The 25,156-nt window shown below is 39.5% G+C and carries 24 protein-coding genes; 3 read left to right on the top strand and 21 right to left on the bottom strand.

Annotated features, from left to right (window positions below; all coding sequences use genetic code 11):
- Positions 1-156: 156 nt before the first annotated feature.
- The 12 genes from J7I96_RS10475 to J7I96_RS10420 all read right to left on the bottom strand — a co-directional run bounded on the left by J7I96_RS10475 (position 157) and on the right by J7I96_RS10420 (position 13,881).
- Positions 157-864, bottom strand: a complete 708-nt coding sequence (locus J7I96_RS10475) for a GntR family transcriptional regulator (protein ID WP_214923865.1) — start codon at positions 862-864, stop codon at positions 157-159.
- Positions 865-1,112: 248 nt separating this feature from the next.
- Positions 1,113-2,165, bottom strand: a complete 1,053-nt coding sequence (locus tag J7I96_RS10470) for a YeiH family protein (protein ID WP_214767742.1) — start codon at positions 2,163-2,165, stop codon at positions 1,113-1,115.
- 33 nt (positions 2,166-2,198) lie between these two features.
- A complete protein-coding gene (locus tag J7I96_RS10465) occupies positions 2,199-2,948 on the bottom strand; it encodes a PIG-L family deacetylase (protein WP_214767739.1) in 750 nt (249 codons plus the stop codon).
- A gap of 136 nt (positions 2,949-3,084) precedes the next feature.
- Positions 3,085-4,437 (bottom strand): aminotransferase, encoded by a 1,353-nt coding sequence (locus J7I96_RS10460; RefSeq protein WP_251025065.1) that lies wholly within the window; start codon positions 4,435-4,437, stop codon positions 3,085-3,087.
- A gap of 155 nt (positions 4,438-4,592) precedes the next feature.
- Positions 4,593-6,356, bottom strand: coding sequence for a sulfoacetaldehyde acetyltransferase (gene xsc, locus J7I96_RS10455; protein WP_214767712.1), 1,764 nt, complete (start codon positions 6,354-6,356; stop codon positions 4,593-4,595).
- A gap of 173 nt (positions 6,357-6,529) precedes the next feature.
- Positions 6,530-7,378, bottom strand: a complete 849-nt coding sequence (gene phnX / locus J7I96_RS10450; protein WP_214767699.1) for a phosphonoacetaldehyde hydrolase — start codon at positions 7,376-7,378, stop codon at positions 6,530-6,532.
- Between the two features lie 51 nt (positions 7,379-7,429).
- Positions 7,430-7,885 carry a hypothetical protein gene (locus tag J7I96_RS10445; protein ID WP_214767684.1) on the bottom strand — a complete coding sequence of 152 codons (456 nt, stop codon included), beginning with the start codon at positions 7,883-7,885 and terminating at the stop codon, positions 7,430-7,432.
- 167 nt (positions 7,886-8,052) lie between these two features.
- Positions 8,053-9,465: an amino acid permease gene (locus J7I96_RS10440; RefSeq protein WP_214923867.1), complete on the bottom strand. Its 1,413-nt coding sequence runs from the start codon at positions 9,463-9,465 to the stop codon at positions 8,053-8,055.
- Between the two features lie 370 nt (positions 9,466-9,835).
- Complete coding sequence (locus J7I96_RS10435; RefSeq protein WP_214767663.1) at positions 9,836-10,468, bottom strand: YitT family protein; 633 nt, start codon at positions 10,466-10,468, stop codon at positions 9,836-9,838.
- A gap of 537 nt (positions 10,469-11,005) precedes the next feature.
- On the bottom strand, positions 11,006-11,707 hold the full coding sequence (tatC, locus tag J7I96_RS10430) for a twin-arginine translocase subunit TatC (protein ID WP_251025064.1): 702 nt from the start codon (positions 11,705-11,707) through the stop codon (positions 11,006-11,008).
- A gap of 148 nt (positions 11,708-11,855) precedes the next feature.
- Complete coding sequence (locus J7I96_RS10425) at positions 11,856-12,068, bottom strand: twin-arginine translocase TatA/TatE family subunit (protein ID WP_096338675.1); 213 nt, start codon at positions 12,066-12,068, stop codon at positions 11,856-11,858.
- Between the two features lie 70 nt (positions 12,069-12,138).
- Positions 12,139-13,881, bottom strand: a complete 1,743-nt coding sequence (locus J7I96_RS10420) for an alkaline phosphatase D family protein (RefSeq protein WP_096338676.1) — start codon at positions 13,879-13,881, stop codon at positions 12,139-12,141.
- A gap of 543 nt (positions 13,882-14,424) precedes the next feature.
- On the opposite strand from J7I96_RS10420, the gene J7I96_RS10415 reads away from it, so the two are divergent.
- The gene (locus J7I96_RS10415) at positions 14,425-14,592 is read left to right on the top strand and encodes an aspartyl-phosphate phosphatase Spo0E family protein (protein WP_082352106.1); all 168 of its coding nucleotides are present in this window, start codon (positions 14,425-14,427) and stop codon (positions 14,590-14,592) included.
- A gap of 188 nt (positions 14,593-14,780) precedes the next feature.
- Complete coding sequence (locus J7I96_RS10410) at positions 14,781-15,155, top strand: DnaA N-terminal domain-containing protein (protein ID WP_214767626.1); 375 nt, start codon at positions 14,781-14,783, stop codon at positions 15,153-15,155.
- Between the two features lie 178 nt (positions 15,156-15,333).
- Here J7I96_RS10410 and J7I96_RS10405 read toward each other — a convergent pair whose 3' ends face one another.
- From J7I96_RS10405 to J7I96_RS10395, 3 genes are all read right to left on the bottom strand, one after another.
- Positions 15,334-15,690, bottom strand: a complete 357-nt coding sequence (locus J7I96_RS10405) for a hypothetical protein (RefSeq protein WP_214923869.1) — start codon at positions 15,688-15,690, stop codon at positions 15,334-15,336.
- A 213-nt stretch (positions 15,691-15,903) separates the two neighbouring features.
- Complete coding sequence (locus J7I96_RS10400) at positions 15,904-16,299, bottom strand: hypothetical protein (RefSeq protein WP_214923872.1); 396 nt, start codon at positions 16,297-16,299, stop codon at positions 15,904-15,906.
- 675 nt (positions 16,300-16,974) lie between these two features.
- Positions 16,975-17,895 (bottom strand): patatin-like phospholipase family protein, encoded by a 921-nt coding sequence (locus J7I96_RS10395; protein WP_214767622.1) that lies wholly within the window; start codon positions 17,893-17,895, stop codon positions 16,975-16,977.
- Between the two features lie 248 nt (positions 17,896-18,143).
- Here J7I96_RS10395 and J7I96_RS10390 point away from each other — a divergent pair, with 248 nt between their 5' ends.
- Positions 18,144-18,647: a DinB family protein gene (locus J7I96_RS10390; protein WP_214767621.1), complete on the top strand. Its 504-nt coding sequence runs from the start codon at positions 18,144-18,146 to the stop codon at positions 18,645-18,647.
- Between the two features lie 170 nt (positions 18,648-18,817).
- Here the strand turns inward: J7I96_RS10390 and J7I96_RS10385 are convergent, their stop codons facing one another.
- The 6 genes from J7I96_RS10385 to J7I96_RS10360 all read right to left on the bottom strand — a co-directional run bounded on the left by J7I96_RS10385 (position 18,818) and on the right by J7I96_RS10360 (position 24,902).
- Entirely contained in the window at positions 18,818-21,232 is a 2,415-nt protein-coding gene (locus J7I96_RS10385) for a heavy metal translocating P-type ATPase (RefSeq protein WP_311315213.1), read from the bottom strand.
- 75 nt (positions 21,233-21,307) lie between these two features.
- A complete protein-coding gene (gene copZ, locus J7I96_RS10380; protein WP_053534714.1) occupies positions 21,308-21,514 on the bottom strand; it encodes a copper chaperone CopZ in 207 nt (68 codons plus the stop codon).
- Between the two features lie 16 nt (positions 21,515-21,530).
- Positions 21,531-21,869, bottom strand: coding sequence for a metal-sensitive transcriptional regulator (locus J7I96_RS10375; RefSeq protein WP_214768378.1), 339 nt, complete (start codon positions 21,867-21,869; stop codon positions 21,531-21,533).
- 450 nt (positions 21,870-22,319) lie between these two features.
- The gene (locus tag J7I96_RS10370; RefSeq protein ID WP_096338702.1) at positions 22,320-22,622 is read right to left on the bottom strand and encodes a hypothetical protein; all 303 of its coding nucleotides are present in this window, start codon (positions 22,620-22,622) and stop codon (positions 22,320-22,322) included.
- A 137-nt stretch (positions 22,623-22,759) separates the two neighbouring features.
- Positions 22,760-24,010 carry an ABC transporter permease gene (locus J7I96_RS10365; protein WP_214767619.1) on the bottom strand — a complete coding sequence of 417 codons (1,251 nt, stop codon included), beginning with the start codon at positions 24,008-24,010 and terminating at the stop codon, positions 22,760-22,762.
- Positions 24,003-24,902 (bottom strand): ABC transporter ATP-binding protein, encoded by a 900-nt coding sequence (locus J7I96_RS10360; protein WP_214923878.1) that lies wholly within the window; start codon positions 24,900-24,902, stop codon positions 24,003-24,005. Before J7I96_RS10360 ends, J7I96_RS10365 begins: the two co-directional genes overlap by 8 nt.
- Between the last annotated feature and the right edge of the window lie 254 nt (positions 24,903-25,156).

Below are 25,156 nucleotides of genomic sequence, written 5' to 3'. Positions count from 1 at the left end.
TTTGAATATAACAATAGGTCATTTTAAAACATGCCTATGTTATTAACATCGGCATACTCTCCACCAAAAATCGTATCATTGGATATCCCGGTAGATTTGAAAATGACCTAGGCCTCTCAACTCTCTTAGATAGGCCTAGGTCATTTTATGTAGAATTCAATTCTTCCGGGACATTTTCATTGCGAATGAATACATATCCGATCGGAATAACCCTTTATAATATTCTACTAAGTTACCATCAGAATCAAAAATCATTCGTTCTGTAATCAGTAAGCACATCGTTTCGGCTATACCCAAATGCTTTGCATCTTCTTTTGTTGGAAAGCCGCAGGTTATGATTTGTTCCGCTTCACAAAAGTCAATGTTTAATTCACCTTCGAGTGCATCGTACAATACGGTTGTACTTAAATCGAATTTCGTCAATTTTTTTCCTAGGTCCAAAGAATAATAATGCAATTCAATGGCAATTGGGACATCCCCCTGTAACCGCAGCCTTTTAATATGGTAAGATTCATCCTCAAACCCATTTGCATCAGCTATATTTTCAGGTGTCATTACACGGCCATGATCTAGCAGTTTAATCCCCATGCTTTTAGTGGTCTCCGTAAAACTTATCATCTTAAGCCATTCTTGCACAGGTTTAAGGGAGACGAACGTTCCCTTCCCATGCCTCTTTTCCAATATTCCCTCACGAACCAGGATGGAAACTGCTTCCCGTACAGTGCTCCTGCTGACAGAATACATATCCATCAGTTCCCTTTCACTCGGGATTTTGTCTTTATAATAACCTTCCAAAATCTGATTTTCCAATATGGTTTTCAATTGAGCATGTAAAGGGATTGGATTTTTAAAGTCTAGCTCCATAAAATTTCCTCCAAACAGAAAAAGACATCGTAATGTTCGTATCAGTTCTTATATTGTAAACCAAATAGTTATAATATTCAAACATGCCACCGTTCAATTTTTCCCTTAAATTAGGTTTTGTTGAGTTTCCAGCGTTCATATACCGTTTTTCTTCGAGTAAATAAAAAAACCTGAATAGCTCTATGTATTCAGGGCTTATCCTATATGCAACCTTCATCACATTTCATGCATATACGAAAGCTTATATATTAAATGATAAAGTACGAAATAATGGAAAGCAGCAAAGAGGTAATGGTCATGGCTAAAAGAGGACGCATGGCTTTTGTTCGCAGTGCCTGCAGGCTAACATTCAGTCCAAGACCGATCATGGCCATAGTCAATATAAATGTAGTCGCTTTGGAAATGCCATCCATTACGAGAGGTGAAACCGTAATATAACTTCCAAACACATAACTTCCTATTAGGCTCATGATTATAAAACCAACGAGGAACCACGGAAAATCAATTTTGGCATCATGGCCCATTTTCCCGGATGTTCGCTTTTTCATCCAATACATAAAAATGAAACATAAAGGAATGAGTAAAAAGACACGTCCCAATTTGGCGAGGAGTGCAATCGCTAGCGCATCTTCACCAGCCGGTGCTCCTGCCAAAGCAACATGGGCGATTTCATGAAGACTGATCCCAGACCAGATTCCATAATCCAAAGCAGATAGCGGAAGGAGCGGACGTAAAAGTGTATAAACAATGGAGAAAAGTGTTCCCATTAAAGCGATTATCCCGACGCCTATGGCTGTATCCTCTTCCTTCGCTTTCACGATTGGAGATATTGCCGCGATGGCTGCTGCACCGCATATCCCGGTTCCTACAGCAAGAAGAAGGGAAATGGAAGCATCCGCCTTAATCCACTTTGCAATCAGGACCATCACGACTATGGCGAATGTTACTGTCCCTATGTCACGTACCAATAATGGCAGTCCCTGATTGAAAATCACATCGATATTTAATTTCAACCCGTATAAAATAATGGCAAAACGCAAAAGTTTTTTTGCGGAAAATTCGATTCCAGTCCGGAACTTTTCTGGATATCCCGCAATTTGACGATAAATCACGGCAATGATGATCGAGCATGCAAGTGGACCGATTCGATCGAATCCTGAAATCTTCGACAGCCCCAAGCCTAAGAGGGCAATGAAAAAGGTGAAAGCGATACCGCTCAGCCACAAAAGCACCTTATTTTGAAGTGGGTTCTGCTGCACCTGAGGTGTTTCTTCCAATGGCTCATATTTTTCTAATTCCATACAATCCTTCCCCCTTTCCAGATAAACTAAATATCATCCCATCCTTTCAATCGTTTGAAAAAAATCGGTTTCATCTATATTAGGAAGCGAATTCCCTTTGATAAAATACTCGGATTCCTTTAAAAAAGGCAAGCTTGGAATTTGTTTCCCCCACAATTCAGGAACCGCTAAAGTCTGGGAACGATGTGACCTTAAGGCATGGATCTTTTTCTTTAAAGTCCCTGCTATATTCACTTCTCTGATACTTCCCAGCCCGTTTTCCTTTAACCATTCATCATAAAAAGCATGCCAAAGGACAAAGTACAGACAATGAACCTTAAAAGCTGGAAATACTGGATCTGGATAAAAATCGGAATCACCGGAGTTTAAGAAAGCAAATGCGGCAGCACGGCCAATCGCACAATGGTCTGGATGCCCACCGTATTTCTCATGGAATGTAATTAGTGCATCCGGTTGAACTTCACGTATCACCTTTACGATTCTCTCCGTCAATAAATCGAATCTTTCAAATTCAATCGTTTTATCCCTTACGTTTAAAAATCGCAGGTCACTGATCCCCAATTCTTCACAAGCTCTTTTTAACTCCTCCACCCTTAGTTCTGGCAATGCCTCCCTTGTTGTTACAATGGGATTTCCCATTCGTCTGCCCATTTCGCCTTTTGTCGCACATAGTAAAGTTATCTGAACACCCCGCTCAGACATTTTAGCAATGGTTCCCCCACACAGGAATGACTCATCATCGGGATGTGCGAGAACCACCAATAACCTTTGTTGTGATTGCATGTTTCCTCCCGTTTTGCATTTCTAATTTTTTCCATATAGTTAGTCTCAATATGAAAAAATGGACATGGATGTCAATCATGCCCATCTTCATTTTTCTTCTATATAGATAGCACCCTAAAGTTCCACATCTTTTTGGTTAGCATAATTCACATAAAACGGATTTAACCGTTTCTATGACAAAGCGTAAATCTTCAACGGTCGAAGATAAAGGCGGTGCAATGATGAGTACATTTCCATATCCAGGAACCGTATCACCATTACGTCCGATGATAAGTCCCTTTGCCTTGCAAGCCCCGATTATTTTACCCATGAACTCTTCGGAAACAGGCGTTTTTGCCTTTTTATCTTCCACTAATTCAATGCCATATAAAAACCCGACTCCCCGAACTTCCCCTACTTTATCCAGGGCTGTCAATTCAAAGAGCGCGCGAAGTGTCGTTTCACTAAGTTCAGATACTCGTTGAACGATGTTTTCATTTTCCAAGATTTCAATGTTCTTTAGCGCAACTGCGCAAGATGCAGGGTGGCCTCCATATGTTGACACATGCCTGAAATGATTTAAATTTCCGTTGTCTTTGAACTTCTCATAAATCCTTGAATTCACGGCCGTTGCTCCAAGTGGAAGATAACCGCTGGTCAAACCCTTTGCCATCGTAACAATATCCGGTTGAACCCCATCTGAGTGCATGAACCCAAACATTTTTCCGGTTCTTCCAAAACCTGAAACCACTTCATCCACAATTAATAGAACTTCATGCTTCTTACAGATTTCCGAAACCCTCGTTAAGTATTCTTTTGAAGGAATAAGGACCCCGCCACCAGATATGAATGGTTCAAGGATAACACCCGCTACCGTGTCAGCTCCTTCAAAGTTAATGACCTGATCGATATATTCAGCTGCAAGCAAATCGGAGTTTTCAACGTTTTCCCCAAACGGGCTTCGATAACTGTACGGCGGTGGAACATGCAGGAAACCTGGTACCGCCGGATCATATTTCACTCTCCGATTAGCCTGTGCAGTTGCGCTTAGCGCGCCAAAAGTATTGCCGTGATAAGCTCTATACCTTGAGATGAATTTGTATTTACCCTGATTTCCATTTTGGGAATGATATTGCCTGGCTATTTTAAAAGCTGTCTCATTCGCCTCAGAACCGCTGTTCGTAAAAAAAGTTGTATAAGGGCCCTTTAAATGTTCACTTATTTTTGCAGATAATTCGATTGCCGGCTTATGACTTAATGTTAAAGGGAAGTATGATAAATTAATCATTTGTTCATAGGCAGCCTGGGCAATCTCTTTTCGTCCGTGACCAAGATTCAAGCACCATAAACCGGAAACACCATCTAAATATTTATCACCTTTAGTATCTGTGAACCATGAGCCGGATCCTTCTGTAGCCATCATGGGAGCATCCTTCTCATTATAGCGATGCATCGCATGCCATAAATGGTCTTTATCCATTTGAACAAGGTCTTTCGTTTCAGTTTCCATCTTCACTTTTGAAACCCCCTTATTTTTCATTGAATGTAACTAAGTTAAGTTCCCATGCTGTTACAGACCTTTTAAAGCGAATTGGTGATGGTGCGATGACCCAAATCGTTCAACAAGTCATCGCAGCTGTCCTATCACCTTTTTTTCACAAACTCTTATTTATCCCAGTTTTTATGATCTAAATGAGAATATTTTTCTAATAATCTAGTAGGCATTTTTAATGCATCTTTTCTAAATGGCGGAGCCAATTGTGTTCCATCCACTTGTATATCAATGACAGTCGGTTTGTTTGATTTTATTGCTTTTTCAATGACAGAGCCTAACTCGTCTGCTTTTTCCACCCTAATGCCTACAGCACCCATTGATCGGGCAACTTCTGCAAAATCAGGATTTTGGATATCTGCCCCTACAAAACGGTTATTATAAAAATCGACCTGATTCTTTTTCTCTGCGCACCATGCATTATTATTGAAGACGCATGCTATGACCGGTATGTTTTCTTCAACGGCCGTACTCACTTCATGTAAGCTCATGCCCCACGCGCCATCTCCAACAATGGCTATAACAGGCGTGTTCGGCTCAGCTAATTTGGCACCTAGTGCGGATGGGTAAGCAAATCCAGTATTCCCGAATGTAAGCGCAGCGATATGCCTGCGTCCCTGATTGAATTTCAAGTAAGCGTTTGCAGTTGAAGAAACATTACCGATATCTGTAGTAACGATGGCATTTTCAGGCAACACTTTTGTCAATTCCAATAGGGCTCGACGCGGATTGATTGGGGTTCCATCGATCATAGCAAGGTTCACCAATTCTTCTTCCCATTTTTGTTTTTCATTCGTAACTTCTACTATCCGCTCTTTTTCTTGTTTTAGGCTTGGTTTATTAGCCTTCAACCGTTTCAAGATTTCACGACTCGCTTCGCGGGCATCTCCGATGATCCCCACTTCCACAGGGTGCGTCCTCGCTATTTGCCTTGGGTTAATATCAATTTGGATGATTTGCGCATCTTTAGGGAAATAATCAATGTCATAGCATGGCAGTGTTCCAAATACCGATAATCTTGTGCCGACCGCCAAAATGACGTCCGCTTTCTTAAGTGTATTCATGGCAGCCTTCGAACCCATGTAACCGATTGGGCCGACTGACAAGGGATGATCGGCAGGAAAAGCATCATTATGCATATAGGAGACAGCTACCGGAGCCGTTAAATATTCTGCCATATTCTTAATTTCCTCAATGCCATCTGAATCAACCGTCCCCCTACCGGAAATGATGACCGGATACTGTGCCTCGGCTAAAATTTCAGCTGCTCTATCCAAGGAAGCAGAAGAACCGCAGCCCCTTTCATCTACGCGATATTGATGTGGTTGAAGTATTTGATCTTCCACTTCACCATAGAAGTAATCACGGGGAATATCGAATAAAACCGGTCCCCTCTCGGCGTAAGCAATTCGAAATGCTGTCCTGAGGCAATCAGCGACCCGGCCTGGGTGTGTCACTCTAACCGTTTCTTTCGTGATTGCCTTGAAGATGGAAACCTGATCGCATTCCTGGAAACCATCCCATCCAACCGTTGGTGTACCAGCTGAAGGTGAAATGACCACCATAGGAGTATGAGCTTGATTGGCCGCTGCAACAGAGGTGACCATATTCGTCATCCCAGGTCCGTTTTGACCGATGACAACTCCTGCAACACCAGAGACACGACAATACGCATCTTCCATATGGGCTGCACTTTGTTCATGGCGGACACCAATGAAACGAATTCCTGCAGTTGGCAATAAATCAAGCATATCCATGAAAGCAGATCCCAAAATTCCCGAGATATGTTTTACTCCTTCGGCCACTAATGTTTCAACGATTGCTTCACTTGGTGTCATTTTAACTTTTGTACCTCTTAACATTTTTGTTTCGACCATAGCACATTCTCCTTAATTATATTATTTCTGATAATGACGTTGCGACGTCCGTACCAGTTATAAGATGTATAATACTACCATTATGCGTAATAGTCAATGAATAATTCGAATATTTCGAATTAATTTAAAATCTCTGTCCGTCATAGGCACTAACACATGTATTTGACTTTTTATTAACCAATAAATATATCCTTTTTTTCAGTCAATCTGTAGTTGATTCTATCGATGATCTCCAATAAATCACCTATTTCATCAATTACGAAATCGGCACCTGCATTCCAAAAACGATTTTCTGCATGTTTCATCCGTTTTTGCAGATCATATGGGTCCACTTCGTTGATTTCTGCTTCTGATAGGCCGATCTCACTGCCGCCTTTCAATACGGCAACAGTCCACATGCCCGCAGAAATGCCTTCTTTGATGTCACTGATCGTATCGCCGACTTTAACGATTTTGCTGAGTGGATACACTTCGAGATTCATCGCCGTCTTAAAGCACATCCAAGGGGCAGGCCTTCCTGTAGGCACTTCGGTTGACGCAACGATGGAATCTGGTTGATAGCCCCATTTTTCCGCCTCTTCTTTAACAACATCAATCATTTCACGAGTATATCCTGTTGTCGAACCGATTTTTATTCCTTGCTGCCTTAACCGGCTGACTAATTCAATTACGCCTGGTATTGGCTTGGCGTACTCCTTGAGAACCTTAAAAAGCAAAGCCTCAAAGTCCTTATATAATGATTTTATATCTCTTTCGTCCGGTTCTTTCCCGAATTTAGCAATCCATAAATTGGAGATTCGTTTCATTTTCAGGAGTTCCATTATATGATCCATTTTCAATAATCCCATAGGTTCCCTTGCTTCCTTAATGGTGATATCTATCCCCCTTATCCTGAATATCTCGACAAATGCTTGGACCGGCGCAAAACAACCATAATCCACCGTCGTTCCTGCCCAATCGAATATCACTGCTTGAACCTCTTTGCATTCTTTTGCCCTTTCCAATCTATGCTTCCCCCTCATCTTACCTCCTCCAAAATCACCAAACTTGCTAAACCAGGGTATTAAGAGAATTCAATTAACTTCTTCCAAAAATAACTGTAAATCGTCCTTGGTAGCTTTAGAGAGTCGTTTAATTTTTTCAAGGTCCTTTTTTGGATTCCCTGACTCCCCAATTAATGGGTAAAGGTTTTTCTCAATCCTTTCATACCAATCCGGGTATTCATCTTCCACTTGCTTTTCTATCGAATCCCAAACAGAACTCATCTCTTTTCCCATTTCTTCAATTCTCTCTGAATCCGCATCCGTATTAATTTCAGATTCCAATTCTTTTATGGATTGAATCACATCACCGACACCTTTTTTAATGACCTCCACATTTTGGGTTTCACCCGTATTTGAATCCGGATTTTCATTCATGACTGGACTTTTTTCTTGTTGAGCCTCGTCCGGTTCAGCTGAATTGCCGCAGCCTGACAGCAATATGGCTCCAAGGACAACTCCACTGGTTATTACGCGGAAAACATTCAACCTAACCCCTCCTTCATGATTTAAAAGACAGATGGCACCAAGCACTTATTGGCACAATTCTCTTTTTCTATAGGAATCATATTCTAGCTGATTAGTGAATTGAAGAATTTTGTCTGAGGAATTCCATAGAAGTAATCTTAAATTAAACCAATGGTGTGGAGCCAAAGCTATAACTTTTCAGAATTAGGGGAACCAGAAGCAATATTAAATTCATTCTCCAAATACTTCGCTTTTTTTCGCCGAATGAAAAAGAATGAACAAATAACGATCAAGCTAAATAGCATGGTAAAGATGAACTGCGGACGCTGCGAATCGATAAAAGCCATTAATATTAACACTGAAATCATGGAAATGATGGTTGCATAAGTCAAATATGGGAATAACCACATCTTAATCTTGAATATTCCAGGATTCTCTTTCTCGATTCTCTTCCTTAATCGGAGATGGGAAACCGCAATGGCCAGATAAACAAGAATTCCGACTCCGCCCGAGGAATTCACTAAAAAGAAAAAGATTTTATCAGGTGAAACATAACTGAAAATGGTGCTGATAAAGGCGAATATAGTAGAGCCGACTACAGCAAATATAGGGACACCGTTCTTGCTCACTTTAGAAAATAGCTTTGGGGCGTCACCCTTTTGTGCAAGTGAAAATAACATGCGCGAACTCGTATACAATCCCGAATTCAAACAAGATAGCAATGCAATGAGGATCACTATATTCATGATCAGGGCAGCAGAAGGGATTCCCAGCATTTCAAGTACGGCAACAAATGGACTTTTCAGCAAAGAAGCCGAATTCCATGGTAATAGCGTCACTAGAATGGCGATGGACCCAATATAGAAAATCAGGATTCGCCAAACCACACTATTCAATGCACTTCTAACTGATTTAACCGGATCACTGGTTTCACCCGCGGCAATCGCTGGAATCTCCACTCCAACAAATGCATGAAAAACGATTGCAACACCAACAAGCACAGAACTTAGCCCATTTGGAATAAACCCGCCAAAGTTTAAAAGATTGGAAGCTCCGGGTGGTTTTATCGTTGGGATAAGCCCTAATATCACGGCCACCCCCAGGCACAGGAATAGTATGATACTTATTATTTTAATGATTGAAAACCAGTATTCGAACTCACCAAACGATTTTACGGAAAAAATATTCGTCATTTTCAATAGAATGATCAATGATAGACTTATGACCCAGACGGGAACGGAAGGAAGCCAGCTGTGAATGATTGCTGCTCCAGCCGTTGCTTCCAAAGCAATTACGATAACCCAAAAGAACCAATATAACCAACCTGTTGTAAAACCGGCCCATTCACCTATCCCTTCTCTTGCATAAACCGCAAAAGATCCAGTATTGGGATTCACTGTGGCCATTTCCCCAAGCATCCTCATGACTAACACAACGATCAAGCCTGCCAAAACATATGATAATATCGCCCCGGGGCCCGTTTGACCAATAATGATACCGCTTCCTACGAATAAACCAGCTCCTATGACACCACTCAAAGATATCATCGTTAAATGTCTTTGTTTCAGACCTGGTTTCAGTTCTTCCTGTTGATGTTTCATACCCTCCACCAACTTTCAATAATTTGGGGAATCAACTAAGATAATCGCTACTTGAATGTAAAGCAGGCTTTTCAGCAGCCTGTCCTTTACACTTTCACAAAGATAGTGGGAACTTGGAAACATGGCATTTTAAAAACAACACAGGGCATGACGCTATGAACTTAAGATTCTATATCACTAGTCCTCCTTCCTTAAGGCTATTTTGAAAAACGAAGCGAATCTAACATCACTACGTCATGATGTTAGTACCACTTTCTATGTGTATAATACACTCTGATTTTTTTAAAGTCAATTTAAAAATCAGAATATTTAGATAACAAAATGATCATTTTCAAATAAAAAACGATGTCCATTAAGTCGGCAATTTTAGTTATTTTACTTCATTTACCTTTGGTGTTTCATCCAACACACTTTCCGTAGCTGACGTTACTGCCTTCTGCTTCCTATCCAGCATTTTCTTTAATAGATATGAAAAAATCAATGTAAAAGCAATTCCCTTAACAATCGATGCATAACCATAAACCAGAAAGCCCAAGATCAGTACGATAAGATTAATAATCCTTATTGTCGCAGCAATATCTATTTTTTTATTTTTGTGATGTAAAATTAAGGCGATAACGTCAAAACCAACCGTGGAGGCATTTGCTGTTATACATAAATAATATCCTATCGCTATCAAAATCGACGAAATGAAAATCACTAAAATGATATTCATATCAAACTGAATGTTCAATGAATAAAAAAAGTTAAAAAAAACCATATAGCTAAGGGAACTTACGATCGACTTAAAAAAGTACTCTTTCCCTAGAAACACTAAACAAATGATTAACAGTATTCCTGTAACCAAATTGGCGAGCATGGCAATGTTATAGCCCAATAATGCATTCAATAATAATGCCGAGCTAGTTACCCCGCCATTGATGATTTCATTGGGAACGATTAAATAAGCATAGGCAAAGGTCATGGAGATGTTTCCTGCGATAATTTTCAATAAATCCTTCATAAATTCTCACCTTCCTGTTCGATATTTTGATAATTCTCTCCCCTCTAAATATATATTTATACTTGAACGTTAATAAGATTCGAACCTTTCACTTTTCAATATTTTGGAATGATATTTCGAAGAATGCATTTTTCTGTTCAAGTGATTACAATTATTCGCTAACCAGAATCCTCTCTCCTTCTAAATAAAAAAAATAAAATATCCCCCTTAAAACTTGAAGATGTTCATGGCTACTACATAATCATTTAGACATTGCAGATTTTCTATACAACTTATGTAACTTGTGATTACCTTGAAGCCCCAATGCCTTTGTTTTAAATAATTTGGATTCCACAGGGTTGGACAAGTAGAAGGCTTATAAAACTTCGTCCCCTTACATAATCACATTGGTCAGAAGGCAAATGCAAAAGCATACCCGCTAATCATTCCCAAAAAGTATTATTCCACAATAAAAAGCTGAGGGGGTCCCCCTCAACTTTTTATTATCCATTAATTATTTCCCAAGAAATGTTACTTTCAAGGTTATGATTATCCATTTCATGTCAAGGATAATGCTGACTCATCCTTCATTAGCCTTTTACGATAAACCATATTGGATAGCTGTACACTCACTTCATAAAGCACAAGTAAAGGGACGATAACCAAAATGTCCGAAATTATATCTGGAGGCGTAATCAGGATCGAGATGATGACCAGGACGAAATAAGAAATCTTGCGAGACTTTTTTAACACTGCTGGATTGATGATGCCTAATCTGGTCAGGAACATGACCACAAGCGGCATCTCGAATAAAATCCCGAAAGGTAAGATCAAATTAATCATGAAACGAAAATACTTTTCCGCAGTGAACATCATCTCGAACTGCCCGGCCGATAGGGAAGTTAGGAAACCCAGCACTATTGGAAACAACACAAAATATCCAAATGAGATACCTGTGATGAATAGAATGAACAGTCCGGGTATGAAGCGAAATGTAACCCTTCTCTCTTCCGGTTTCAAAGCTGGAGCCACAAAGCGCCATAACTGATAGGCCGCAAGCGGAATCGTTGCAGCTATTGCGCAAACCCCAGCAATAATCATATATACCCACAGGATCTCACTCGGCCCGAGCACGGCAAGCTTTCCTTCCAAATCTTTAATAAGTAAATTATAAATATCCTGTACGAATATGAAGCTCATTATGAAAAAAGCCACAAAGCCTATCAGTGTTTTAATGATTCTGCTTCGGAGTTCCTCCATATGCTCAATAACGTGTAAATCCTTACTCTCCACTTTCACTCCCCCTTTTTAGACATATTATTTGCCATTTTGCAAATAGCGCTTCCCCTCTAACCCTTCTCATGAAAAGAAGCAGGCGAGTCTTTCCGCCCGCTCTATCTCATTCACTTCATCCCTCTTTTTTAACAGCTCTTAATGCAGCTTTATTCTCATTTTCATCTTCTTTTTCTGTATCATTCACCAATCCTTTGGTTGCACTTTTGAATTCCGATAATGTCCGGCCAAATGCACGGCCTATTTCCGGCAGTTTGGACGGTCCAAAAATAATCAGTGCAATCACAAGGACAATCACCAAACCGGGTATTCCTATATTTGAAAGCATTCTTACTCACTCCTCTGTTCTTCTCATTTTTCTTCGCTACATTCCTGTCAAGCATCATAAGGATTCCCTATCAATTAGTCACTTTCCCCTGACTTTTCATTCTTTGTTTTTCATGTGCGCGATTATGGGCACGTGTCCGATCCTCCTCGACTTCGTTCGTTTTTTGTGCACCTTCCATAACCGCTGCTGATGCAACCTTTCGCAGCCCTGTTTGATCTTTATCAAAAACAAAGGATGCTCTTGTCGATATATCCGCACCTGGTTCTGTCACGAATGGGACTACACGGTAATCCGCCTTCCATTGTTCTGGTGTTACTTTGCACCGGACATATCCCCTGTAATCATTAAAGAACTTTATATGCGGATTCTGACTTAGTATTTTATCCGTGTCCGCACGCTTATCCGCACCATTTCCGCCAGATGTGATCGAAGTGCCGACAAACTCCACACCGAAAATCCTTGAATTTGGATCATCGAAATCCGCCTTTAAATTGGCGGCCCAGCTTGCATGTACATCACCGGTCAACACGACCAGATTTTCCAGGTTGTTGCTTTTGATTACATCAATTAAGCGATCGCGTGCAGCCGGGTAGCCATCCCAGGAATCCATGCTGAATTTGGGAGCGGTTGGTGTTCCATAATTCCGTTGTGCAAAGAAAATCTGCTGAGGCAGAACATTCCACTTCGTTTTTGATTTTGATAAATTGTCAGTTAGCCACTGTTCCTGCTCTGGACCTAGTAATGTCCGTTTCGGATCAAGTGACTCAGGCGTTTGCGGTGAACTTCCATCACCGTTTGCCTGATCATCCCGGTATTGACGTGAATCCAATACAAAGAAAGAGGCCAGGTCGCCATATGTGAAATTTCGGTATAACCTCATATCCGCTCCCTTAGGCAAAGATGATTTTCGAAGGGGCATATGCTCATAGTAAGCCTGATAAGCGGCGGCCCTTCTCTTGATGAAAGCTTCTACCGATTGCCCTTTTTCCGGGATGACATTTGCATAATTGTTTTCAACTTCATGATCATCCCAAGTCACGACCCATGGGAAAGCTGCATGTGCCGCTTTTAAATGGGTATCAGAGCGATATTGTGCGTATCTATTCCGATAATCTTCAAGTGTAATGATCTCTGGTCCACTATGTACACGGACATTACCTGTAGAAGAAACATATTCATTTGGGCCATATTCATATATATAATCGCCAAGGTGGAAGACAATATCCAGATCTTCCTTTGCCAAATGTTTATAAGCCGTATAATAACCATGCTCAAATTGCTGGCATGAAACAAACGCGAATGACAAGCTCGATACACTTGAACCTATTGGCGGAAGTGTTTTCGTTTTCCCTGTCTGACTTACTTCCCCGCCGCTTTTAAAACGGTAAAAATAGACTTTATCAGGTTTTAATCCGCTTACTTCCACATGTACGGAGTGGCCAAGTTCCGGCCTTGCTATTTCCTTGCCTTGCTGGACAATCTTTCTGAAATTCTCATCCTTTGCCACTTCCCATTTAACCGAAATGGCTTCTTTTGGCATTCCTCCGCCATTCAACGGATCAGGTGCCAACCTTGTCCATAAAACTACACTGTCCGAGAGCGGATCACCTGAAGCTACACCGAGAGTAAATGGATAATCACTGAATTTCGGGGCAGCATTCACTTCAATCCCGCCCATTGATTGGGCAAGGGCAAGACCTAATGAAAGTCCGGCAAGCTTACTTGCTCCCTGGATAAAGTTTCGGCGGTCCATATTCTTACCTAATTCGCTCCAATTCTTAATTAAATCATCCATTGCTCTTTCATTATTCATTGATCTTTCCCTCCTATTATTTGAATCTGGTTCAAGTATAGTATGGCCCTTTTAAAGGTGTATGAAGATGTGTAAATCAATAAATCAAGAAATTAGGAATTTTTAGGCAGGTCTTATGATACCTATTGAATACAAAAAGAGTTTTGATTCACTCATGCATTTACATAGCCCTACAAACTTTTACATATAACGACAGTCTTTCAGCCTAGTTCTCTTAACGAATCATTTATTTAATCGTTACAAATAACTTCAATAGGCTATTTTTACAATAAACCTCCAAAACTATAAAAGCCTAAAGAAGCCAGCGAAATAATGGAATAAAAGAAAGATCGCCATCACTTGGTTGGATCCCACCTCAGGAAGGAAACCTTGATTCAAAGGAAGGTTTAGAATTCATCATGGTTTTCTAAAATCGGACTAAAAATGCTTTAGTAATAATTTTATAAGTGAATACTCACTTCAGGTTTAAAAACATCCCAATTTATGTAATAATAGTTTCATAACAAAAAAAAGAAAGCACTTGAGGATTCTGCATTGGAGAGTATGGAAGCATTATTTGAAAAAATTGAGATATTGAGGAAAGAACTAATAACCACCGGATTGATTTATGGATTTACTGCTCCAAAAACATTACATAAAAGCCAGGAACTAGATGAACTGTTGAATTTACTTACAAATGAAAAAGAACCAAATGATTTAGAATATGTCTAAAAAGATCCATGAACTAATACTTCATGGATCTTTCTTGGACTTTTACCTATTGCTTCCTAGTATAGTCTTCTACCTTATTTCGTGTAGAATTCGCCATGGGAATAGAACATAAAAAAGTTATAATAGAAAGATAACCAGACATCAAGGGGACGTACAATGGATAGTAATGATAAATCTAAGATTTTTTAATGCAGGAGTTACTAAAGCTAAAACTTTCACTAAGACATGAATTAAATCGTGTCACTCAAATAATAGATCATTTAAACCCGGATCAAGAGGCTGTACTTCCTTTAAAAGATGTGTCAATACATAATGAATTGTTGGACGATAAAGATATATTCTCCCTTGTTAAATTACAAATGCAGAAAAAGATCTCTAAACCGAGTTATGAGGCTTGGATGAAAGATGTGTACTTTTCTTCTATTGAAAGTGACCAAATGACATTAGTTGCACCTAATGTATTCGCTCGAGATTGGCTTGAGGAAAGGTACTCTGAATTAATTAAATCCTTGCTGAAGAGTTTCAATGGAAGAGATTATACGATTCGATTTATTATGAAGTAAGGGAACTCTTAACCAACCAAACGAAGAAGCTATAAAGGCTCCTTCGTTCGTTATAAGAAAATAATAAAGTACATGTTATATGCCTAAAGCTTTAGTCTGAGATAATATGAAGTAAATAAGCAGTCAACTGGCTGTTTTTTCGTCCGGAATTTCCCCAATTTCATAAGTTTAGCGTTTACTAAGCATTCATTTTCCTATATCTTACGGTCATATCAACGATTGTCAATAATAAAACAAACCATAGCATAGGATTATTCAAAGAAATTCCTACAGTAGATTTTCCGCCCATTACCGTTAATAATCCTATTAGCACTAACATATAAAAAATAAATACTGCTTCTCCAATTAATGCATTTTCACAATCTTTTTCAGTCTTTCGATTAATGATAATATAGACAACCGCTAATGAGATCATTCCAATTGTCAGTGCAGTTTTAGGAATGTCTTTGAGAACGAGATGAGGGAAATAATCAAAAATCATTAGACAAGAAAATAATAAAAAGATACTTATTCTCAATAATATTTTCAAATTCATCTTATTCCCCATTTCCTCGATTTATTATTTCCCAAACCAGTAATTGCATTGGAAATATTGAACTGATTTAGGTGATGTGTAATTACTTTTGCCATAATGAACCACTGTCGCATGATAATTTCTTTTCTTTTCTGCAGTGCTATATGAACTTGATACCCAAGAACCCACGTAAGTTGGACTAATTTTGGACCAGCTATTTAACTTTACAAAAAGCTAATTAGCGAATACACTATCTGTCAGTTTTTTAGGAATCTTTTTCATCATATATGCAAAAATTAGATTTTTGGCTTCATTTAGACCGGTATTTTTGTAGGTTCTATAAATAGGAGCTATTTCAGTTATTGTTGATCCACCTGAAATAGGTCCATATGCAGTTATACCACCAGAGTTAAGTGTATTAATACTCATAACTTCATTATATAGATTTTCAATCTCTTGCTCCGTTAAAATTGTATTACTTATTATTTCTAGTTCATTAAAAGAATAGGCATGTTCGTTTACTTCTTGTTGTGTCGATGTCTCGTTGCTAACTTCTATACTTGCAAATGAAGGAGCTACAAAACTAAATAAAATAATCAACGATAATGAAAAGGCAAATATATTTTTCATAATATTCTATTCCCCTTCTAGTAGATTTTTTCTTAACATTTTTCCTACATTTAAGAAATAAATTCTCTCATAGAAAGAAGATGCGGTTTATGGAGTGATCTAAGTAGAGGCTGAAGGCTGAGGCGGGAACAATTTTGATTTCTATATCTGTTTATAAAATCCTCTCCTTTCCATGGTTAGGTATTATCTACCACTTTACATTAACATTAGTATGAAAATATAACTAGATTTATTTTGTTTTTATAAAAATATATATAAAAAAGGGTCTGAAGAATCATTATCCAAATTATCGTTACCTCTTTTAGAAGCTGTGGGATTTTATGACTTCATTCAAGACTTGAAATATGTCTCAGTCAAGATTTTTTTCGAAAGAAGTAGTTTTTTATGTTCGGTCAATTCTTTGACTGGTTCACATAGACGTCGTAAAAGATACTATTTATTATGTCATCTAATAATTTTTAAAAGTTTCATTTCCTCATACATTTAAATGCTTTTATAATATTTGTTAACCAATATCAAAATAATATATTATATTAATTTTTTTTGATTGTAATTCCACTTATTGCTTTTGAATTAAACGATTGGTTCGTTCATTCAATAAGAAAAAGAGCCGTTGTAACAGCTCCTTGTCCCCTCTTTCCCCCTTTTGGACCGAATGATAGAGGAATGTTTCTCCTACTCTTTTTTGACTCTTTGCAAGCGTTTGACCTTATATTGTTCAAAATCCCAATTCGACAAAAATTCTTTTGCAGAAGTATAGCCTGATTTATAGAGAAAGTCGATTTCATCCTCATTCAGTTCAAAATCCGTTGCGTTGATGCCGCCAGTAGGAATTTGAATCGTGCGTTCAATCGTTTCTTTGTTCATATAACGTAAATCATGGGCTTGAAGCATCGTTTTAAATATATTTTTGAAAAGGTGGATTGGCGTTGGTATAACCGCATCTATGTTAACTTCAGCTTTCACAAAATGGAATCCAAACGTTGGAAAGCGAGGATTGTCGGTATCAAAAATCCATATCGGGAAGTTACTAAGTAAACCACCATCTAAAATGTAGGATTTTTTCCGGTCTTTTGATTTCCAAATAACCGGACGGAAGAAAAATGGTAAGGAGGCACTCATCATTACGGCAGTTGAAACTTTTAAATCAGCAGGAGTCATCCCATAGCGATCCAAATCATCTGGCAAAATAAGCATCTGGCCATTCGAAACATCCGAAGCAATTATCTTCAACTTTCCATCTGGAAGATCCGCGAATGTCTTAATCCCTTTTTCTGAAAGAAGTGAATCCACCCATGTTTCCAAATAATCGTTTTTGTAAATCCCGAGATGAACCATAAGCTCCAAAAAGAATCCACAAATGGGAATTCGATTCAGAATTGTCCTGCCTCTAAGCTTTGAGTAATTGATTTCACTAAACTGTTTTCTAATTTCATGGCTTTTATAGCCACTAGCCAAAAGAGCAGCTATTATTGCTCCTGCTGATGTCCCAGCAAGTCTCTCCCATTCTACTTTTTCCTCTTCCATTGCTTGAATCGCTCCAATAAAAGCAATTCCCCTGACCCCACCACCTTCAAAAACGGCATCTGCTCTCATTTTTTTCCACCTCTCGATAAGAGTTACTATCATATTAACAATATTTGAAAATAAAGTGAATTTTCACACTCTTGGACTCTTTGATGGCAATCAAACGTAATAACAATAGTAGGATAGCATCTATTATCATGGTATGTAGAAAATGAAGCATTTGCATGGACAAATTATCAGATTAGGATGCAGCTTTTGATAAAGGAGTTCTTTAAATGATGTCGAAAAGGATATGTAACAATTAAAGGAGTGAAAAAATGGAAAATAACCGCGCCAAGAAAATGTATGATTACCACGTTTGGGCTAATCAGCAAGTGTTCCAAAAACTAAAACAATTACCGGAAGGAGTCTATGGAGACACGATAAAAAGTGTCTTTCCATCTATCAAGGAAGTTCTAATTCACCTTTACGCAACAGATATTACCTGGTTGGAGATAATGAAAGGACGCACAGTTCAAGAAACTTTTAAGAAAGTTGAACAGCGGCGGAAAGAAGTGGACGGAATCACATTAAATGAACTGGAATCCTTATATGATGAACTTGCAAAGGATTACGACAATTTCCTTACTTCGCAGCCTGATCTTGAACGGACCATTGTAACCGAACATCCGAAAATGGGGGCTTGTGAGTTTGTACTTGCCGACCTCATCCATCATGTAGTGAATCATGGGACCTATCATCGCGGTAATGTATCAGCGATGCTCCATCAACAAGGCGAGAATGGCACACCTACAGATTATGTTTTTTACTGTTTAAAATAAGCGGTTTGACAACCTATAAGAGTGGCAGTAACATGCCGCTCATTCCAGATGAAAGCCGATGATCCTCTTGCCAAGGAATCATCGGCTTTATTTGGATGATTATAATCCATACGCCCGTAGAATGGTATATGCAGTCAGTACAACTGCCTTCTATATATGTTACATGATCATTAAAGCTTTATCCGTTGAAGGCGAAGTGCATTCAATACGACTGACACAGAACTGAAGGCCATGGCAGCACCCGCTAACCACGGGGCAAGCAGTCCGATTGCCGCAATTGGTATTCCGATTACATTATAGGCAAAAGCCCAGAATAGGTTTTGTTTGATATTTTTCATCGTCTTTCTGCTCATGAGGATGGCATCTGCAATACTGTTCAAATCACCCCGAATCAAAGTGATATCGGCAGCCTCCATGGCTATGTCCGTCCCGGTTCCTATCGCCATTCCTATATCGGCTAGTGCCAGCGCGGGCGCATCATTTATCCCATCACCGACCATTGCCACAGTTTTACCGGCGGCCTGCAGTTTTTTCACTTCTTCCGCTTTCCCTTCAGGTAGGACTTCTGCGATTACATGGTCAATGCCAACTTGATGGCCGATGGCATTTGCTGTTCTTTGATTATCCCCGGTTATCATGATGACCTGGGTATCCATTGCTTTTAACCTTTTAATCGCCTCAAGCGAGCTCTCTTTTATCGTATCCGCAACAGCAATGAGTCCTGCATATTCCCCTTCAATGCTAGCGAGCATTGCAGTCTTCCCTTGCTCTTCAAATTCTTCCATCGCTGTTAGCGCCTTAGTGATATCCACGTTATTTTGCTTCATCAATTTACGGGTTCCGATGAATATCACTTTTTGATCCGCCACAGCTCTAATCCCGTATCCAGGCATCGCTTCAAATTCCTCAACCGCTGCAAGTGAAATCTGCCTTGCTTGAATTCCTTGAACGATTGATTGAGCAAGAGGGTGTTCAGATTGTTTTTCAGCTGCACCGATTAATGATAAAAACTGTTCTTCCTCCATACCATTCTCAATGAGGACATCTGTCAACACAGGGGTACCATTCGTTACCGTTCCCGTTTTATCCAGGATGACCGTATCGATATGGTGGGTGGTTTCCAGATGTTCCCCGCCTTTAAATAAGATGCCGAATTCGGCAGCCCTTCCAGATCCTGCCATGATAGAGGTGGGAGTGGCCAGGCCTAGAGCACATGGGCAGGCTATGACTAGCACTGCAATCATCGCTTCAAAAGCAGGTAGGAATTCTCCAGGGTTAACCCAAATCATCCAAACCAGAAAAGTTAAAAGAGCGATTCCGACAACAATGGGAACGAAAACACCGGAAATTTGGTCAGCAAGCCGTTGAATCGGCGCTTTCGAACCTTGAGCATCTTCGACGACTTTGATGATTTGGGAAAGAGCTGTATCCCTTCCTATTTTAGTCGCCTTCATTTTGAGAAACCCATTCTTATTCAATGTTGAACCGATAACAGTATCCCCGTTTGTTTTATCGACCGGGATGCTCTCACCCGTTAACATGGATTCATCGACGGCAGAGTTCCCCTCGATTACCTTGCCATCGACAGGAATCTTTTCACCCGGCTTCACCAAAATCGTATCCCCTACGATGACTTCTTCAAGTGGTATTTCCCGTTCTTCCCCATTTCTTAAAACCAATGCCGTTTTGGCCTGAAGCCCCATCAATTTTTTGATGGCCTCGGAAGAACGTCCTTTTGCTTTTGCTTCAAATAGCTTCCCCAAAAGAATGAGGGTGATAAGAATCGAACTGGTTTCGAAATAAAGTTGTGCCGTATTGTGATGGGAACCCATCGAGATGATCGCCTGATAAACACTGTAAAAATAGGCAGCGGATGTTCCCATCGCGACTAATACATCCATATTGGCACTTTTATTTCTCAAGGCTTTATAAGCTCCAACATAGAACTGCTTTCCAATCAAAAATTGAACGGGGGTTGCGAATGCCATCTGCACCCAAGGATTCATGAGGAAATCAGGCATATAGATAAACGAAGTAAAACTAAAATGGCTTACCATCGCCCATAACAATGGGAATGATAAAATGACCGAAAAGATGAATGTATTCTTTTGTTTTTGTATTTCTTTTTGACGGAAATTCACGGATTCCATTTTATCTTCCTTGATGATCGCCCCATACCCCAGCTTCTCCACCCGTTGAATGATGTCAATTGGGGAGGCTTGGGAAGGATCATATTCGACGGTCGCATTTTCAAGCGCTAGATTGACATTAGCCATGCTCACCCCATCCATCTTATTTAACCCTTTTTCAATTCGGTTTGCACAGGCAGCACAGGTCATGCCAGTAATCGTAAATTCCTTTTTCTCTTTTACTACATCATAGCCAAGATCTTGAATTTTCTTTTCAAAGTCCTGGTTGCTTACTTTTTCCGAATCATATTTAATAACCGATTTCTCAAGTGCAAAATTAACGGTGGCTTCCTCAACGCCTTCCATTTTGTTTAACCCTTTTACAATTCGGTTTGCACAGGCAGCGCAAGTCATTCCTGAAATCTGTAAACTTGTTTCTTTTATTTGGCTGCTCACTTCATTCCGCCTCCCTATACCGCTATGGGGTATATTTCCTTGTAAAAAAGAAGTGCTTAACAGCACTCTCATAATTTACTCAACATCATAGCCTTGATCATCGATTGTTTCTTTTATTTTCTCAAGTGATACTTTTTCCTTGTCAAACGCTACATCTACTTTTCCTGCATCCAAATGCACCTTTACGCTTTCAACACCCGCAAGTTTTCCTACATTCCCTTCAACTGCATTCACACAATGACCACAAGACATTCCACTAACATTCAATGTTACATTTTCCATTTTATCCACTGCTCCTTTATTTTTTCATTAATTTTTGTATCGTTACAAGAACTTCATCTATAACCTCTGTATCCCCTTCATTCAGGCGTTCCACCACACAATTCCTTAGATGGCCTTCCAATAAAATCTTGGCTACACTATTCATCGCGCTTTGTGTAGCTGCTATTTGGGTGATCACATCATCACAGTACGTATCTTTTTCAATAAGACCCTTTATACCGCGAATTTGACCTTCAATTCGATTTAACCGTGTCGTTAAATTCTTTTTTACTGCTTCTGAGTGATGACTCTTTCGGCCGTGGGAAGAGGTCGTACAGCATTCTTCTTCATTCTTCGCATCTTGCCCATTCATCATTTCATCCATTGCCCATCCCTCCTCAAAAATAATATACCATACCCTCCTACCCTATGCAAAGAGAAAGATTTATGTTCCTTATTTATTACTATTCGTTTATTAAAGTTTCTTATTCTTAAGCTAAGAAAAGCACAGGTTGTAGTTGGACTATCCTAAACCTATACCGCCAAGATCCTTTTTGCCAAGAATACGATTAGTCAGTAAATACCCAGGTAACACAAAACACTGCGATACTAATGTACCCTCAGCCAGACTGAGAACAAACTTGAAGAAAAAAATCAGTAAATATATTCTTACCCATTAAAACCCACCGTCCATTCTCATTACACTTATTGAAACATAAAAAACCCCGGATAAGGGACACTTTTTTATGTGTGTCCCTTATCCGGGGTATAGTTCATGTATCCTCAGCGTTTTTTTCATTCAATTTAAGATTCCAATTTGTAATCATCACAGTTCTTTTGAAATATTATTATTCCTTTTCTTTTTCACTAAAAGAATGATGGCAATGATAAAAGCAACTGCGCTGTATAACCAGGTATACATAAAGGCTAGGCCCAGTCCGATATTCGCGTCCATATAATCGTTTTTCACATGATCTATGGCTAAATATAAAAGCGGTGCAGCTCCAATGATGAACAGGATGACCCAGAGAACATTCTTTTTCGGATTCTTGGTTGATAAAATAATAATGATGAAGGACAACAAGAGAAACGCTTCTGAAACTATCGTCAACGTTACCAGATTGCTCATAATCATTCACTCCTAATCGTGGTTGCATAAAGGGAATATATTTATGTTCCCTTATATCTATGCTACTTTTCGTTCCTATAATATTAACTTTAAAAAACCTGAACCCCTCCAACAGGATGAAAGATCCAGGTTTGATGTTAATTTTTCTTGGATAATTGCAGGGCATTCTTGATGCTTTTCAATGATTTTGAGCTACCGTACATCAAGACTCCACCCCGATAGATTTTGGCTCCGATTATTCCAAGTAAAACAATCGTTAAGATTAACACTCCTATGCTGATGGCGATTTCCCAGAATGGAACATCAAGCATCCCCACGCGCAAGAACATGATCATCGGAGTGAAAAATGGAATGAATGATGTGATCGTAATATAACTGGCTGACGGATTCCCCAGTCCAAACATCGCAATCATGAAGGCGATGACAACTAACATGGTCATCGGTGAAATCATTTGCTGGACATCTTCAATTTTGCTGACAACGGATCCAAGGCATGCTGCAAGAGTCGCGTACAGAAAATACCCAAGCAAAGCGAAGATGATTGCATAAATGATCGTTGAGATATCTGTGCTGCCGAAACCGAAAAATGAAAAGAATCCTTCATCCATCCCCGTCAAGTTTTGTTTAATCGAGAAATAGCCCACCCCAAAAAATAAAATCATTTGAGTAAGACTAAGTAAAGCAACACCCATTATTTTGGCAAACATCTGTGTGACTGGCGGGACACTTGAAATCAGGATTTCCATGACTCGTGAAGTTTTTTCAGTTGCCACTTCCATTGCAATCATCGTTGCATACATCAACACACCGAAGTAAATCACGAATAGGAGCACATACACGAGACCGCGTGCTTGATTTAGATCCTCTTCCGTTTTTGCATTCTTCTGAAGTGCAATCGTATCAAATGCTGGCGGCGTATTTAATTGAGCGATTTGCAGCTCTGTCAAATTCAATTCCTTCGCCGTTATTTGACCCTTCAATTGGGTAAGTGCTAATAGCAAATCATTACTTACCGCAGAATCTGAAATTTGATTCGCTTTGTACGTTCCCTTAAAGCCGAGAGTTTTATCCTTTTGGATTAATAAATACCCAACGATTTCTTCCGCGCTGACCATTTCCTCCGCTTTCTTTTCATCCTGGGCTGATAGTATCGATAGGTCATCGTTCACACCTGCTACCGCATTTTTATAAGAATCAAATAAACCGCCTTCAGTCTGATCGATTACGGCAACCTTTTCCTGTTCATCACTGTCGAATTTATCAATAAGATTCGAAAGATTCGAAAGAACGAGAATCAGTGCCATCATAATGATTGTAGAAATGATAAAGGATTTCGTCTTTAATTTTGATAGGTATGTATGGGAAAGGACAATCCAAAATTTATTCATAGACTGCACCTACTTTTTCAATGAAAATATCCGTCAGCGATGGTTCTTCCAATTCGAATTTCCGGACGAAACCTCTTGGAACAAGATCACGCAGCATGCTCTCAGCCACATTTTCACCAGTTACTTGAAGAACTTTCCCTTCCATCGTGTTCTTCACTTTTGTTACACCTTCATAATGATCCAAGAAAGATAGATCAAAATCCGCTTTAATTGACACATTCTTTTTACCAAAAGAACGCTTGATTTCTTTTAACTTTCCAGCCACAACAGGTGAACCTTTATGCATGATGCAAAGATGCTCACACATCTCTTCGACATGCTCCATGCGATGGCTCGAGAAAACGATCGTCGTGCCGCTGTCCCTTAAGTCAATGACCGCTTTCTTCAGAATTTCCACATTCACTGGATCCAGTCCGCTGAAGGGTTCGTCAAGAATAAGTAATTCAGGTTTATGGATCATTGATGCGATCAGCTGGATTTTTTGTTGATTTCCCTTTGAAAGCTCTTCAACTCGCTTATCGATATAATCTGGCACCATGAAGCGGTCCAGCCAATACTCCAATTCTCTCAAAGCATCACGTTTGTTCATCCCTCTTAATCTAGCCAAATAAACAATTTGATCACGCACCTTCAGTTTTGGATATAGTCCGCGTTCCTCAGGAAGATAGCCAATCATTGAGCTGGTCGTATAATCGATTTTCTTACCATCCCAGGTCACTTCCCCTTCAGTAGGGTCAAGCAGGCCGAGTATCATCCGGAACGTGGTCGTTTTCCCTGCTCCGTTCCCGCCTAAAAAGCCGAACATTTCTTTTTCGGGGATAGTTAAATCAAGCTTGTTGACCGCCGTGAAATCCCCGAATTTTTTCGTAACTTCTTTAATTTGTAAAACCAATGCAAAACCTCCTAATATATGATTCTAATTACATGTTAACGGAAAGGTTTTCCAATTTCAACTATCGCCAAGGAGCAAATAACTCTTTTCTCCTTCGATTGTATGTAAATTTCCGGAAAAAATTAACGTTTCACGTCTGCCCTTTCGTTTGCCCTTTACCCTAATGGTATTTTTTCTGCGAAACTTAAGACAGAACCCCCTTTCCCTTCCTATTGGTAATATTCACAACCCCGTACGTCTCCTGCCTTTCCCTC

The sequence above is a fragment of the Bacillus sp. ISL-78 genome, from assembly GCF_018613455.1.
GTDB lineage: Bacteria > Bacillota > Bacilli > Bacillales > DSM-1321 > Peribacillus > Peribacillus frigoritolerans.
This window is presented reverse-complemented; position numbering and strand designations above follow the sequence as displayed.